The organism is Streptomyces subrutilus, assembly GCF_008704535.1.
GTDB lineage: Bacteria > Actinomycetota > Actinomycetes > Streptomycetales > Streptomycetaceae > Streptomyces > Streptomyces subrutilus.
In genome coordinates, this window is the sequence record NZ_CP023701.1 from 1738619 (window position 1) to 1753824 (window position 15206).

Annotated in this window: 8 protein-coding genes; 1 reads left to right on the forward strand and 7 read right to left on the reverse strand. The window is 75.3% G+C overall.

Going from position 1 to position 15206, the window contains the following annotated elements; genetic code table 11:
• Positions 1 to 361 precede the first annotated feature (361 nt).
• Complete coding sequence (locus tag CP968_RS07565; RefSeq protein ID WP_150517261.1) at positions 362 to 640, forward strand: hypothetical protein; 279 nt, start codon at positions 362 to 364, stop codon at positions 638 to 640.
• A gap of 72 nt (positions 641 to 712) precedes the next feature.
• Here CP968_RS07565 and CP968_RS07570 read toward each other — a convergent pair whose 3' ends face one another.
• The 7 genes from CP968_RS07570 to CP968_RS07600 all read right to left on the reverse strand — a co-directional run bounded on the left by CP968_RS07570 (position 713) and on the right by CP968_RS07600 (position 14882).
• Positions 713 to 2110, reverse strand: a complete 1398-nt coding sequence (locus CP968_RS07570; protein WP_150517262.1) for a M1 family metallopeptidase — start codon at positions 2108 to 2110, stop codon at positions 713 to 715.
• A 50-nt stretch (positions 2111 to 2160) separates the two neighbouring features.
• Positions 2161 to 6084, reverse strand: coding sequence for a Pls/PosA family non-ribosomal peptide synthetase (locus CP968_RS07575; RefSeq protein ID WP_150517263.1), 3924 nt, complete (start codon positions 6082 to 6084; stop codon positions 2161 to 2163).
• 279 nt (positions 6085 to 6363) lie between these two features.
• Complete coding sequence (locus CP968_RS07580; RefSeq protein ID WP_306419881.1) at positions 6364 to 9021, reverse strand: SpoIIE family protein phosphatase; 2658 nt, start codon at positions 9019 to 9021, stop codon at positions 6364 to 6366.
• A gap of 186 nt (positions 9022 to 9207) precedes the next feature.
• Positions 9208 to 11037, reverse strand: a complete 1830-nt coding sequence (locus CP968_RS07585) for a VanW family protein (protein WP_150517265.1) — start codon at positions 11035 to 11037, stop codon at positions 9208 to 9210.
• A 214-nt stretch (positions 11038 to 11251) separates the two neighbouring features.
• On the reverse strand, positions 11252 to 12268 hold the full coding sequence (locus CP968_RS07590; RefSeq protein ID WP_150517266.1) for a TolB family protein: 1017 nt from the start codon (positions 12266 to 12268) through the stop codon (positions 11252 to 11254).
• Positions 12265 to 13695 carry an MFS transporter gene (locus CP968_RS07595; RefSeq protein WP_150517267.1) on the reverse strand — a complete coding sequence of 477 codons (1431 nt, stop codon included), beginning with the start codon at positions 13693 to 13695 and terminating at the stop codon, positions 12265 to 12267. The genes CP968_RS07590 and CP968_RS07595 overlap by 4 nt, the downstream gene beginning before the upstream one ends.
• A 248-nt stretch (positions 13696 to 13943) precedes the next feature.
• Complete coding sequence (locus CP968_RS07600; RefSeq protein ID WP_150517268.1) at positions 13944 to 14882, reverse strand: glycosyltransferase family 2 protein; 939 nt, start codon at positions 14880 to 14882, stop codon at positions 13944 to 13946.
• Positions 14883 to 15206 lie beyond the last annotated feature (324 nt).

Below are 15206 nucleotides of genomic sequence, written 5' to 3' on the forward strand. Positions count from 1 at the left end.
CGACCCCCACCAGCGGGTCGGGGACCTCGCGCGCACCCACGTCGCACCGGGGCCCGTGCCCCGGCACGGGCCCCGGCCCCGCCCCGCATCCGCCCCGAGGTGCCGACCGTCCCGGGCGCCGCTAGCCTGGGTGGTGAAGCGCCGCGATGGCGGAGTGCCAACCCGCCACCCAGCTTTGCGCAGCGGCGGTGGCCGACGATCTCGGCCCGACCGCCGTGTGCCCGGGGACGGACGTGAAACGGCGCCCCCCACGCCTCGCGGCGACGCACCTGACCCGTGCCGCACCTCATTCCCGCCGTGCGGCGACGGCCGCCCCTCCGGCCCGCAAGGGTGCGCGAGAGGGCGGAGGAAAGGGACTCCCATGCATGTACAGAGGGCTAAGCGACTGTTCGCGGTCTCCGCGGCCGGGCTCCTGATGGCCGGTGGCGCCGCGTTCGGCGCGGCCGGTAGCGCTTCGGCCGCGACCCCGGCCCAGACCCCGACGCACTCGGTCGGCTACGTCCACGGCGGCGGCGGTGGCTGCGACGACGACGGTGACGGCTGGGGCGGCAACTACGGCGGCTGGCACAACAGCAACTGGAACGACGACTACGACAGCGGCTGGGGATACGGAGGGTGGGGCAACGGCGACTACTACTGATCCGACCAGGTGAACGACATGATGTGCGGACCCGTCAGCGGGCCGCGCATCGTGGCGCGTCGGGCCGCGGGGTCACGCCGACCCGCGGCCCGGCCCGCCGTCGGACGGCGGGTACCCGGGCATCGCCGGGAGCGCCGCGGCCGGTGAGGCCGACGGCAGGGGCGGGAGGGCGGGTGCGTACAGCCAGGCCGCGAACAGCTCGTCCAGCGGCCCGGTGGCGTAGCGCGATGCGTGCGCCGTGAAGGCGGCGGTGGTCACGACGCCGTTGCGGTGGACCGCGGCCCAGTCGCGCAGCATGCGGAAGAACGGGCCGTCGCCCAGGGCGCAGCGGACCGCGTGCACGGTGAGTCCGCCGCGCTGGTAGAGGCGGTCGTCGAACATGAGCTTGCGGCCGGGGTCGGCGAGCAGCAGGTCCTGCGGGCTGACGGCGAGGAGCCGGTGGGCGGCGGTGGCGCGTTCGTGGGCGGTGTGGCCGCCGGAGCGCTCCGACCAGAGCCATTCCGCGTACTTCGCGAAGCCCTCGTTGAGCCAGATGTGCCGCCAGTCGGCGATGGTCACGCTGTTGCCGAACCACTGGTGGGCGAGTTCGTGGGCGACGAGCCGCTCCGAACTCCGTACGCCGTCCAAGTGGTTGGCCCCGAACAGGGACAGCCCCTGGGCCTCGACGGGGACGTCCAGTTCCTCGTCGGCGACGACCACCGCGTACTCGCCGAAGGGGTAGGGCCCGAAGAGCTCCTCGAAGAGCCGCATCATGGCGGGCTGCCGGGCGAAGTCGCGGGAGAACCGCGGCAGCAGGTGCGCCGGCACGTGGGCGCTCTGCGGGACGCCGTCCAGCCCGGGGTCGCCGAGCAGCACCGTCTGGTACATGCCGATGGACAGCCCGACCAGGTAGCTGGAGGTGGGCGCGGGCTGCTCGTACACCCAGGTGGTCGTGCTGGCCCGGGTGGTGCGGGTGAGCAGCCGGCCGCCGGCCACCACCGTGTAGGCGGAGGGGGTGTTGACGGAGATGTGGTACGAGGCCTTGTCTGCGGGGCGGTCGTTGCACGGGTACCAGGACGGTGCGCCGACGGGCTGGCTGGCGACCAGGGCGCCGTCGGTGAGCTCCTCCCAGCCGATGCCGCCCCAGGGGCTGCGCACCGGTTTGGGGTTGCCCGCCCAGTGGATCTCGACGGTGAAGGCGGCTCCGGCGGGCAGCGGTTTGGCGGGCCGGATGCGGAGCTTGCCGCCGCGGTGGGCGTAGTGCGGGGTCCGGCCGTCGACCAGGACCCGTCCGACGCGGAATTCCGCCAGGTTCAGGTGGAATTCGGTGAGGGCCGCGCGTCCGGCGATGGCGCTGAGCCGGGCCGTGCCGGCGAGCCGGTTGGGGCCGGGGCGGTACTCCAGGGCGAGTTCGTACCGGTGCACACGGTAACGGGGGTCGCCGTTGGCCGGAAAGTACGGGTCCGATGCCGTTGTCCTCTGGCCGCTCACTGCCGCTTCCGCTCCCTGCGCTGTGCTCGTACGACCTGCTCGTGCGCCGTTCAGGACCGCCACGCCTCGATCGGATTGCCCAGCCAGCGGGTGTCGGCGGGGACGGATTCACCGGCCATCACGAGAGAGGCGGGACCCAGGGTGCTGCGGGCCCCGATCGTACTCCCGGGCAGCACGATGCCGCCCGGGCCCAGGGTGGCGCCCTCGCGGAGGACCACAGTATCCGTCCTCAAGATCCGGTCGTGGAAGAGGTGCGTCTGCAGCACGCAGCCCCGGTTCACGCTGACCGCGCCGCCCAGGGAGACCAGGTCCGTCTCCGGCAGCCAGTAGCTCTCGCACCACACGCCCCGGCCGACCCGGGCCCCCAGCGACCGCAGCCACAGGGCCATCAGCGGCGTGCCGGGCACGGATCCGGCCAGCCACGGCACGGCCACCACCTCGACGAAGGTGTCGGCGAGCTCGTTGCGCCAGACGAAGCCGCTCCACAACGGGTGCTCGCCGGTCCGGTGCCGACCCACCAGCAGCCATTTCGCGGCCACCGTGACCGCGCAGGCGGCGAAGCCGGCGGCGAGCAGGACGGCCCCGGACAGCAGCGCGGCGCCCGCGGTCCCCGGGCCGCCCGGCCCCATCAGTGCGCACAGCGCCGCCGCCGTCAGGACGGCGAGCGCGGCGGAGCAGAACACCGGGACCAGCCGGCACAGCTCCACCAGGCCGCGCGCCCACAGCAGCCGGGCGGGCGGATCGTAGGTGCGGCTCTGGTCGGCGGTGGCGGCCGAGCGCGGCAGCCGGACGGGGGGCAGGCCCAGGTACGAGCTGCCCTTCTTGGCTTTCTTCGGGGTGGCGGACAGGACGCCGACGAGGCCGTCGTCCGGTACGGAGCGGCCCGGTGCGGTCATGCCCGAGTTGCCGAGGAACGCGCGGCGGCCGATCTCGGAGTGGCCGATGCGCATCCAGCCGCCGCCCAGTTCGTACGGGGCGGTCAGGGTGTCGTCGGCGAGGAACGCGCCGTCGCCCACGGTGGTCAGACTGGGCAGCGCGAGCACCGTGGACACCTCGGCGCCGCGGCCGACGCGCATGCCGAGCAGCCGCAGCCACACCGGGGTGATCAGCCCGGCGTACAGCGGGAAGAGGGTCTCGCGGGACAGGTCCATCAGCTGGGTGACGGTCCAGGCCTGCCAGCCGGTGCGGCCGTGCGTGGGGTGCAGGCCGGTGCGCAGGCCGAGGCTGAGCACCCGCACCGAGACCAGCAGGAGGGCCGCGTACGCGGCCCCGAAGGCGAGCGCCGCGGGCACCACGGCGAGCAGCGCCCCGCGCAGCGCGGCGGCTGGCCCGGCGTCGGCGGGGACGAAGCGGCCGGCGACCAGGAGGGCGGGCAGGGCGGCGAGGACGGGCAGGCAGGTGAGGAAGGCTCCGGCCGCGCCGTAGAGGGCGCGCCAGTGCAGCGGGCGCGGCGGCCGTTCCTTCGGCCAGTTCCGCTTGGCCTTGCCGAGCTTGCCGGCCGGGGCGCCGGCCCAGCGCTGGCCGGTCGGGACCTGTCCGACGACGGCGGAGCCGGGGGCGACCTCGGCCCGCTTTCCGACGCGGGCGCCGGGGAAGAGGATGCTGCGGGTGCCGACCACGGCGCCCGCGCCGACCCGGACCGGGCCGATCTCCAGCCGGTCGCCGTCCAGCCAGTGCCCGCACAGGTCCACCTCGGACTCCACGGCGCAGCCGCGGCCGAGTTTGAGCATGCCGGTGACCGGGGGCAGGGAGTGCAGGTCGACCTCGGGGCCGACCTTGGCGCCCAGGGCGCGGGCGTAGCGCTCCAGCCAGGAGCCGGTGAGGGAGGTGGCGCCGGCGCATTCGGCCAGCCGCTCGGCCGTCCACAGCCGCAGGTGCACGCTCCCGCCGCGCGGGTGGCGTCCGGCCTCGACTCCGCGCAGCAGCAGGCGGGCGCCGCCGGCCGCGAGGGCGAGCCGGCCGGGCGGGCTGTACAGCAGGGCGGCGCCGGCCGCGACGAGCCACCAGGAGGCGGTCGGCGCCCACGGGTAGGGGCCGAGCAGGTGCAGGACGTTGCCGAGCGCCAGCAGGGCCACCGTCCAGCGCAGGCCGACCAGGGTGTAGAGCGGGAGCAGCAGCAGCGACTGCACCGCCTGGGAGCGGAGCGGTACCGGGGCGACGGTGCGGGCCGCGCCGTCGTCCTGGACGGACTTCTCCAGCCGGCGGGCGAGCTTGCGCAGGGTGGGCTGCTGATAGATGTCGAGGACGGCCGCGTTCGGGTAGCGGGTGCGCAGCCGGGTGGTGAGCTGGGCCGCGGCGAGGCTGCCGCCGCCGATGGCGAAGAAGTCGTCGGCGTGGCCGGTGACGGCCACGCCGAGGGTCTCGCTCCACTGTTCGGCGAGCCAGGCCTCGGTGCCGTAGAGCTGCTCGGCGGGGCCGGTGGTCTCCAGTTCGGGCAGGGGCCAGGGCAGTGCGTCCCGGTCCACCTTGCCGGAGGTGCGGGTGGGCAGTTCGGCGACGGGTGCGAGCAGCGGGACGAGGGCGGCGGGCAGTTCGGCGCGCAGCCGCTCGACGGCGGCCGCGTGGTCCCAGCCGTCCTGGGTGACGAGGTAGCCGACGAGGAGCTGGTTGCCGCTGCGCGCGGTGCGGACTGCGGCGGCGGCCCCGGCGACGCCGGGCAGGCCCTGGAGCGCGGAGTCGACTTCGCCGAGCTCGATGCGGCGGCCGCCGAGTTTGATCTGTTCGTCGCCGCGGCCGAGGAAGACCAGCCCTTCCGGTTCCGCGCGGACGAGGTCGCCGCTGCGGTAGGCGCGCGTCCAGCCGAGGGATTCCAGCGGGGCGTACTTCTCGGCGTCCTTCTCGGGGTCGAGGTAGCGGGCCAGGCCGACGCCGCCGATGACGAGCTGGCCGCTGCCGCCCATCGCGACGGGTTCGCCGGACTCGTCGACGACGGCGAGTTCCCAGCCGTTCAGGGGGAGCCCGATCCGGATGGGCTCTTCGCCGGTCAGGAGCGCGGCGCAGGCGACGACGGTGGCCTCGGTGGGGCCGTAGGTGTTCCAGACCTCGCGGCCCTCGGTGACCAGGCGCTGGGTCAGCTCGGGCGGGCATGCCTCGCCGCCGAAGATCAGCAGCCGGACCTCGCCCAGGTCCTCGGGGTCCCAGAGCGCGGCGAGGGTGGGGACGGTGGAGACCACCGAGATCTCCTGCTCGACCAGCCAGGGGCCGAGGTCGGCGCCGCTGCGCACCTGGGAGCGGGGTACGGGCACCAGGCAGGCGCCGTGCCGCCAGGCCAGCCACATCTCCTCGCACGAGGCGTCGAAGGCGACGGACAGGCCGGCCATGACCCGGTCGCCGGGGCCGATGGGCTCCTCGGCGAGGAAGAGCGCGGCCTCGGCGTCCACGAAGGCGGCGGCGCTGCGGTGGCTGACGGCGACGCCCTTGGGCCTGCCGGTGGAGCCGGAGGTGAAGATGATCCACGCGTCGTGCTCGGGCCCGGGCCGCGCGGCGGCCCGGACGGCGCCTCCCGCCGCGGCCCGCGCCCCGGCGCCGGTGGTGTCGACGCGCTGCCCGGCGCCGACGACCGCCCGCACCCCGGCCTCGCCGAAGACCAGCTCGGCCCGTTCGTCCGGGTCCTCGGCGTCGACGGGCACGTAGGCGGCGCCGGCGGCGAGGACGGCGAGGACGGCGGCGTACAGCTCGGTGGTCCCGGACGGCACCCGGACGCCGACCCGGTCGCCGAGGCCCACCCCGGCGGCGGCGAGGGCGCGCCGCCGGCGCTCGACCTCGGCGGCGAGGGCCCGGTAGGTCAGCCGGGTGGTGCCGTCGTCGAGGGCGGGTTCGTCGGGGTACGCCCGTACGGATGCCTCGAAGACGTCGACGAGGGTGCGCGGCGGGGCTGCGGGCCCGGCGGAGAACCGGGCGGACTTGCCCGGCTCCTCGGACGTCGCCCCGTCGTCGAGCAGAGTGCTCTCACCGTGCTCAGGTGTGGCTGCCATCGGCCCTCGCGTCTCGTTCCCGGCACGTCCGGGTCGCCGGCGGAGCCCAGGTTCGCCCGGGTTGTTCCGGTCCAGCGCCAAACAACCCGCCAGTCTAGTGGGGCAGCGATAAATTTCCGGTCGCAGCCTTGCGCGTGGCCGGGAAATGGCGGTAAGGCGACATCGCGGTGCCGGTGCCGCTCTCGGGGCCCCGCGAGCGGCGGGCGGGCCGTCGGCACTTCGGTGGGCCGGTCGCCGGGCCTCTCGCGGGGCCCGTCAGCGGCCCCGTGAGTGGCCCCGTCAGTGGGCTTCCAGGTCCAGGTCGTCCGTGTCGAGGTCGAGGTCCAGGCCAGGGAAGGCGGCCAGGGACGGTTCCTTCGTGCCCGGTGTGCCCGGGAGGGGCTGCTCGGCCCAGATGATCTTGCCGTCCGGGGTGTAGCGCGTGCCCCAGTGCTCGCTGAGCTGCGCCACCAGGAACAGGCCGCGGCCGCCCTCGTCGGTGGTGGCCGCGTAGCGCAGGTGCGGGGCGGTGCTGCTGCCGTCGCGGACCTCGCAGGTCAGGGTGCGGTCGTACAGCAGCCGGACGGCGACCGGGGCGCTGCCGTGGCGCAGGGCGTTGGTGACCAGCTCGCTGAGGATCAGTTCGGTGGCGAAGGCCAGCTCCCCCAGGTCCCACGCGTCGAGCTGCCGGGCCGCGGTGCTGCGCACGGTGGCGACGGCGCTCGGTTCGAACGGCACGTCCCACTGGGCGACCCGGTCGGGTCCCAGCGTGCGGGTCCGCGCCACGAGCAGGGCCACGTCGTCGGCCGGGCGGGCCGGGAGCAGGATGTCGAGCACGGCCCGGCAGCTCTCCTCCGGATCGCGCGCGGGGTGGCTCAGGGCGGTGCGCAGCAGTTCCAGGCCCTCGCCGATGTCCCGGCTGCGCTGCTCGACGAGCCCGTCGGTGTACAGGACGAGCTGGCTGCCCTCCGCGAGGTGCAGTTCCGCGGTCTCGAAGGGCATGCCGCCGAGCCCCAGCGGGGGTCCGGCGGGCAGTTCCACGATCTCGGTGGTGCCGTCGGGCGCCACCACCAGCGGCGGCAGGTGCCCCGCCCGCGCCATGGTGCAGCGCTGGGTCACGGGGTCGTAGACGGCGTACAGGCAGGTGGCGCCGAGGACGCCGTTGTTCGGTTCGTCGCCGTCCCCGTCGCGGTCGATGCGCTGTACGAGGTCGTCCAGGCGGGCGAGGATCTCGTCGGGCGGCAGGTCGAGGGAGGAGAAGTTGTGCACCGCGGTGCGCAGCCGGCCCATGGTGGCGGCGGCGTGCAGGCCGTGGCCCACGACGTCCCCGACGACCAGCGCGACCCGGCTGCCGGACAGCGGGATCACGTCGAACCAGTCGCCGCCGACCCCGGACTGGGCGGGCAGGTAGAAGTGGGCCACGTCGACGGCGTTCTGCTCGGGCAGGGCGCGCGGCAGCAGGCTGCGCTGGAGGGTTTCGGCGAGGGCGTGCTCGCGGGTGTAGCGGCGGGCGTTGTCCATGTTGACGGCGGCGCGGGCGACGAGCTCCTCGGCCAGCGACAGCTCGTCCTCGTCGAAGGGCTGCTCCCGCGAGCGCCAGAAGTTGACCACGCCGAGCACCACGCCGCGGGCGGTGAGCGGGGCCGCGATCAGCGAGTGGATGCCGTACGCGACGATCGCCCTGGTGCGCGGCGGGTCCTGCGCGTGCCAGCCGGGTGCGTCGGCGAGGTCGGGTACGAGCTCGGCCTTGCCGGTGCCGTAGCCGCGGGCCTGGGGCGTGGAGGGGAGGAAGTCGATCAGCCGGCCGCGGGGGTAGAGCGGGTGGTCGGGGCTGATGCCGCTGACCGCGGTCCGCCGCATGTCGGCGCCGGGACCGGGTTCGTCGCCGTCGAGCACCGGGTCGGCGAGGTCGACGGTGACGTAGTCCGCGAACCGGGGGACGGCGACGGCGGCGAGCTCCTCGGCCGTCCGCACCACGTCGAGACTGGTGCCGATGTCCACGCCCGCGTCGTACAGCAGCTTGAGGCGCCGGCGGGCCGTGTCGGCGCGGCTGGTCAGGACCCGCATGTCGGTGGAGTCGCGGATGGTGGCCACGGCGCCGCCGGGGCCGCCGCCGGGGTGGGTGGCCCGCTGGTTGACCACGAGCAGCCGGTCGCCGCTCTCCAGCACCTCGTCGGTGGCCACCCGCCCGGACAGCAGCAGGTCGGCCATGCGGTGGTCGAGGCCCGGCACCGCGCCGACGCGGCGTCCCTCGATGTCCTCCGGCAGTCCGAGGAGCCGTTTGGCCTCGTCGTTCGCCAGCAGGAGCCGCCCGTCGCCGTCCGTGATCACCACGCCCTCGCGGACGGCGTGCAGCACCGCGTCGTGGTGCTCGTACATGCGGGTCATCTCCTGCGTGCCGAGACCGTGGGTCTGGCGGCGCAGGCGTCTGCTGATCAGTGCGGTGCCGCCGGTGGCGAGGGCCAGGCCTATGGCGATGGCGAGCAGGATGACGGGGAGCTGGCGGTCGACGACCCCGCTCACGCTCTTCACGGTCAGCCCGGCCGAGACCAGGGCGATCACCTTGCCGTCGGGCGCGGTGACCGGCACCACGGCCTGGATCTCCCTGCCGAGCGGGCCCTGCACGCTCTCGGTGTGGACCTGCCCGGCGAGCGAGGGCTCGATGGTGCCGACGAAGCGCTTGCCGATCCGGTCGGGCTTCGGATGGGTGTAGCGGATGCCGTCGGTGTTCATGACCACGATGAAGTCGACCCCGGCGGCCTTGCGCGTCTCCTCCGTGAGCGGCTGGAGGACGGCGGACGGGTCGGGGCTCTTCAGCGCCGCCTGGAGGCCCGGGGAGTGGGCGAAGGTCTGGGCGACGTACACCGACCGGTTGCGCGCCTCGCGGTCGATGTCGTGGCGTGACTGGAGGACGAGGGCCAGGAGCGCGCCTGCGGCGAGCAACACCACGATCGCCACCTGAAGGACGAATACCTGTCCGGCGACGCTCCTGAACCGGTTGCCTAGGGGTGACCGCACCGACGTGCCCGGCACGGGTGGCGAGGAAGGGTCACGCACCCAGTTGTAGCACTTCCGGGCTCCGGTGGCCCCCGGCTTGCGGCAGAAGCGGCCGGGCCGGACGCCCGCGGGCCCGCGCCCGCCCGGTCAGTGCGCCGCCGCGGCGTCCGCCGGGGCGGGCGCGGCCGGGGCCGTGGCGGACGGGGCCTCGGGTGCGGCCGGGGCCTTCGGCGCGGCGGGCGCGGTCGGCGCGGTCGGGGCGGGATCGCCGCAGGTGACCTCGTCGCGCGGGGTGTAATGGGTCGTGAAGTCCTCGCGCCTGACCTCCTTGCCGCCCTGGACGAAGACGCGGCCCACGGTGACGTCGAAGCCTTCGAGCGGGGTCTGGACCTCGCAGGTCGGCCCGCTGCCCGTGCGCTGTGACGGCGGGGTGATGTGGGTGCGCGGCCCCTTGGTCGCGCGGATCTCGTCGTACTTCTTCGTGCCGAGCAGGCTGATCGTCAGCGAGGTGTCGGTGGACCGGGCCTGGACGTAGAGGGCGTGTCCGGAGTCGTTGAGCCAGCGCAGGTCCAGGGTGCCCCAGGCGACGGTGGCCTCCCGGCCCTCGGGGTACCGCTCGATGTAGAAGGAGTGCGCGCCGTGCTCGACGGGTTTGACGCCCGCGAAGAAGGCCGCGTTGTACATGGTGGTCGCGACCGCCGAGACGCCGCCGCCGGGCGACTTCACGTACTGACCGTCGTTGATCATGATGCCGTCGACGAAGCCGTTCTCCGGGGTGCGCTCCCCGACCGTCCGGTTGAAGCTCCACTCCTGGCCCGGCATGACCACGGAGCCGTTGATCAGCTCCACGGCCCGCCCGATGTTGGTGGTGCGGTAGGCGGCGGCCGGGAAGTTCACGGTGAAGCTGGAGACCTGCTCCTTGATGCCGAGCCGCTGCGCCTGCGCGCTCGTGAGGTCGGGCTGGACCTCCTCGGTGGCGACCGGGGCGGTGCGGTCCGCGCCGGTGCGGGTCAGCAGCGGCAGCACGGCCCGGCCGAGCGCCGCCTCGGTGACCTTGCTGCCCGCGCGGCTGTCCTCGGCGACCACGACGCGGCCGTCCGCGCCGACCCCGAGTTCGGCGTCGCGCGGGGCACCGCCGGCGGCCTTGACCGGGCGGGCCACGGCGGGGTCGGCGAGCAGGCCCTTGGAGTCCAGGGCCGGTACGAGGCGGGCGTCCGCGGCCGGGGTCATCTTCAGGTGCTCGCCGAGGACGGCCGGGGATATCGGTATGCGCGTCCCGGCGACGGTGACGGTGACGGGCCCGGACATCGCGGGCCGGGCGAACGCCGTCAGGGCCCGGCCTGTCTCCTCGGCGCCGATCCGCGGCTCGGTGCGCTCGACCGGCAGCACGACGGGGCCGGCGTCCGGCCGGAGGTAGCCGGCGCGCAGGGTGTCCAGGGCCCGGTCCTCCACGAGGTCGATCCCGGGCCGCGCGGTGACGGCCTTCGCGGCGCCCTTGTCGAACGTGATCTGCCCGTCGCGGACCTGCTGCTCGGTGGCGGCGGCGATGCGCCGGACGGCGGCGCGGCCGGTGGTCTCGTCCTGGCGGACCACCGGCTCGACGTCCCGGTCGCCGGAGGAGAAGAGCCGGCCTACGACGGTGGCCGGGCCGTACCCGGTACGGGCGGCGCGGTCGACGGTGGCCTCGGTGTCGAGGGACAGGCCGAGCGCGGCGGGGTCCTCCTTCTCGACCCGGTCGCCGATCTTCATCGCGACCGGTGCGGCGGCGAGGGGGCCGAGCTGCCGGGCGAGGGCGTGCGAGGCCTCGGCCCGGCTCATGCCGCCGATGTCCACGCCGCGGACCGTCGTGCCCGGGGCGACGTCGTCGCCGGCGACGAGCCCGGTGACGTACAGGCCGCCGAGGCCGAGGACGACGGCTCCGCCCGCCACGGGCAGAGCGATCCGCCAGTTGCCCGTCCACTTGCCCGCGCGTGCCATGTCACTCCCTCGGGCGCCGCCCGGTCGAGGGGGCGGCGCGGGCCGCGACAGCGACCCGTATACGACAATTACCGGACATAAGGATTCCTCTTTCGAGTGGGTTTTGGGGAGGAATGTAACGGTTCTCACGAAACGGAGCCTCTAAGTCCGCTTCGCTCGGGGCGAGCGGCGCCGGCCGTCAGCCGCCACACCTCACCTGTCATCCGTCACCCGCTCAGCGCAGGCGCGCGGGCGAGGAGGCGCCCGGGGTCAGCAGCCGCGGGGTGCCGGTGCCGTCCGCGGGGGTGGTCCACAGGTCGGTGCTGTCCGGGGCGCCCTCGGTGGGGAGGGCGTAGGCGAGGGTGGCGTCGTCGAGCCAGGCGGCCTGGTCGTCCACGCTGCGCTTCTCCGCGAGCGGGTGGTCGCGGAGCGTCTTCAGGTCCATGACGTGCTCGCGCCAGAGCGAGGCGCCGCGCAGGACGCGCTTCTTGTACGCGATGCGGGTCTCGTCCGGGGACAGGGAGGGGCACTCGACGTTCTCGGCGAGAGTGGTGACGCGGCGGGCCGAGAGGGAGCCCTTGACCAGGTGCGTCCGGCCCGCCGTGCCCAGCGTGGCGTAGAAGGTGTCCTCGTCCTTGGCGAAGGTGACGCCCCAGAAGTTCACGTCCCCGGAGCGGTAGTCCTTGCCGTCCATGGAGATGGCGAACTCCTCCAGGTTGGCCTCCAGCCGCCACGTGCGGGTGTCCAGGATCGCGGTACGGGTGGAGAAGAAGGCGGCTCCGTACGACTCCCCCGAGACGAAGACGGTCCAGGCGACGAGCCGGCCGCCGGGCGAGACGCGCGCCCGGCTGGGCGTCCCGGCGAGCGGGAACTCGCGCCGGGTGCGCAGCTGCGCGTCGACGATCAGGGCCCGGTTCTCCTGGGCCAGCGCGCCCGGGGTGGAGCTCAGGCACACCCCGGTCCCCGCGGCGGCGTGGAAGCGCTGGCAGGTGAGGCCGGAGGCGGTGCGTACGGCCCGGGGCTCGTCGGCGGGGACCGAGACGAGGGCGCCGCGGTGCGGGCCCGGGGCGCCGTTGAGGAAGGCGAGCCGGTCGTCGGGGCCGGTCAGCGGGACGCTGCCGGCGGCGGTGGCCGGGCCGCCCTCCTGCGGCCGGTCGGCGCGGGAGGCGGCGCGCAGGACGAGCGCGGCGGCCAGTCCGCCGAGGACGAGGACCGCGGCGAGCAGGACGAGCAGGCGGCGCAGCGGGGTCATCGGGGTCCTCGGGGTGTGCGGTGCGGTGCGGGGGCGGGCGGATCGCCGGCGGTGGGCGGGTCGTCCGGGGCCGGGTCCGGGTCCGGACGCGCTCCCGGAGCCGGGTCCGGTCGCAGGACGAAGCCCGCGACGACGGCGCAGCACAGCAGGCCCGCCGAGGCGGCGGCGAGCGCCGGGCCGGTGCCCCAGAGGGTCCAGGCGGCGCCGACGGCCAGCGAGCAGCCGAACCGGGCCAGGGCCTGGCCGGTGCCGACGAGGGCCATCCCGGTGGCGCGCAGCTCGCGGGGGACGGTGGCGGCGACGGCGGCCGGCAGCACCCCGTCGGTGGCGGCGTAGAACAGGCCGTGCAGTGCGAGCACGAGGAAGGGCAGCGCCGGCCGGGCGGGGGCCCACAGCAGCAGCCCGTACCCGGTCAGCAGCAGGGCGTGTCCGGCCAGGAAGACGGTGCGCCGGCCGATCCGGTCGGCGAGGGCCCCGGCGGGCACGGCGAGCAGCAGGAACACGGCCGCGGTGCCGAGCGGCAGCAGCGGGAACCACTGCTCGGCGATCCCGGTACGGCGTTGCAGCAGCAGGTACAGGAACGCGTCGCTGACGGTGGTCAGGCCGAGCAGGGCCGCGCAGACCGCCAGCGCCCGCAGCCGGGGCAGCCGCAGCAGGGCCAGCGCCTCCCGCACCCCGGCGGCCGGCGGCGCCGTGCCGGGCGGGGCCCCGGGGGGACCGGCCTTGGTGGGCGGGGCCTTGGTGGAGGGTGCCGTGGCGGAGGGGACGAAGAGCATCAGGACCACCACGCCGAGCACCGCGACGCAGGCGCTGACGCCGAACACCGCGTCGTAGCCGTCGACCGCCACGCTCAGGATGAGGAAGGCGGCGAGGGGGCCGAGGAGGGCGCCGGTGGTGTCCAGCGCCCGGTGGACGCCGAAGGCGCGGCCCTGCGACTCCGGTGGGGTGGACAGGGAGATCAGCGCGTCGCGCGGGGCGGTGCGCAGACCCTTGCCGGTGCGTTCCAGCGCGAGGATCACGCTGATCGGGCCCAGGGTGTGGGCGAACAGCAGCAGCGGTTTGCACAGGGCGGACAGTCCGTAGCCGATCCCGGCGATCAGCTTGTGGTTGCGGACCCGGTCGGCGAGGTGCCCGCCGGTCAGCTGCACCAGTGCGCTGACGCCGTTGTACAGGCCGTCGAGCGCGCCGAACCCCAGGGGGCTCAGGCCGAGCCCGGCGACGAGGTACAGGGGCAGGACGGCGGTGACCATCTCGGAGGAGACGTCGGTGATCAGGCTGACCGCGCCCAGCGCGAGCACGGCCGGGGCGACCGCGCGCGCCCGCCGTCCGGCGCCGGGGCCGCCCGGTGACGCGCCCGGGTCCGGGCCGGCGCCCGGCTCCGGGTCGGTGTGCGCCCCGGCGGGCGCGGAGCGGTCCGCGAGGTACATGCTCTGGAGCTCCCGGTGGCGGCGGTGTCGGACACTCGAACTGCGGTGTGGAACATACTGGTTGTACCGGACACGGGTGACGCGTAGGGCACGATCCGGCCGGTCGCCGCGGCCCGGACCGCCGGGGGCGTGCGGGCATCGGTCAGGGCGCCGGGCCGGGTACGCGCGCCGGTGCCGCGGCCGTGGTGCCGCACCCTCGACGGTGGCGTCCGGCGCGGCTCCCCGTCCGGCCGTCGGGCCGGGCCCGTTCAGCCCCGGCGGCTGCTCTCGTCCCGCAGCCAGGTGGAGAAGTCGCCCGTGCGGACGGCCCTGCGCGCTCCCCTGCGCGCGACCACGGCCGCCGCCAGGAACACCACGACCCCGGGGAACAGGCCGGGTTGGGCGCGCAGCAGGGCACGCAGGTCCGCGGTGCCGGTGCGGGCGGAGGCCACCGGCTGCGCCGCGGCGGCGTCCGCGGCGGGCGCCCCGGCGGCCCCGGCGGCCTGCGCGTGTTCCAGTTGCGCCGAGGAGGTCGCCGCCCGGACCCGCCGCCTGATCAGGTCGGACCAGGTCCGCGGCGGGTGGACGACGACCCGCGCCGTCTCGACCACGCGCCGCTCCCCCGGGCCGAAGGCGAGGGACGCGGCGAGGTCGTCGGCCATCAGCGGGGGCAGGGCGGCGATCCGCGCGTGCCCGCGTTCGGAGACCGCGATGACCCCGCGTCCGAACAGGCCCTCGCGGACGGCGGGCAGCCGCTGCCACACCCCGTAGTACGCCCGTACCGGCCAGGCGCAGCCGGTCAGCGGGATGTCGCGGCCGGGGGCCGCGGCGAGCAGGTCGGGCCGGTCGGCGAGGGCCGCGGACAGGGCCCGGACACCGGCGGAGCCGAAGACGACGTCGGCGTCCACGTAGAGCCGGGGGAAGCCCCGGGCGTGCGCGTCGCCCACGCGGAGCGCCTCGTGCTTGGAGGGGGTCGGGATCTCGACCACCCGGACCCGCGGTCCGCGCGCGCCCGCCACCCGGGCGGTGTCGTCCGTACAGCCGTTGCACACCACGACGATGTCGGTGCTGTCGGTGGTCTGGGCACCGGCCCCGGAGGGTGCGGAGGTTGCGGCGGGTAAGGCGGCGGAGGTGTCGGCGAGGAGCTCGTCGAGGAGCCGGCCGATGACCCGGCCCTCGTTGTGGGCCGGTATCACGATGCTGGTCACCCGGGCAGTATGCACGGTCGGAGACCGGCGCCGAACGTTTCCCTCAACTCTCCCCGGGCGTAGGCCTGGTGGTCTAGATTGAGCGGAGCCGACCGGATTCGGCGTGCTTCGGTGATGCCGGAATACGTCCGGAACAGGTGGGACGGCAGGGGTTCGGCTGCTTGGGGGAACACGCAGCCCGACCCGGGGCCGGACCGGCGCGAGGGGCGCCGGGGCGGCCGGGGGGCGGAAGCACGCGGATCACGCAGAGCATCGGTTGTGGGGGGCCATCACCGTTGGGCAGGGCACGTACGGGCGCCACCCGCGCCCGACGTGTGCCGTCGA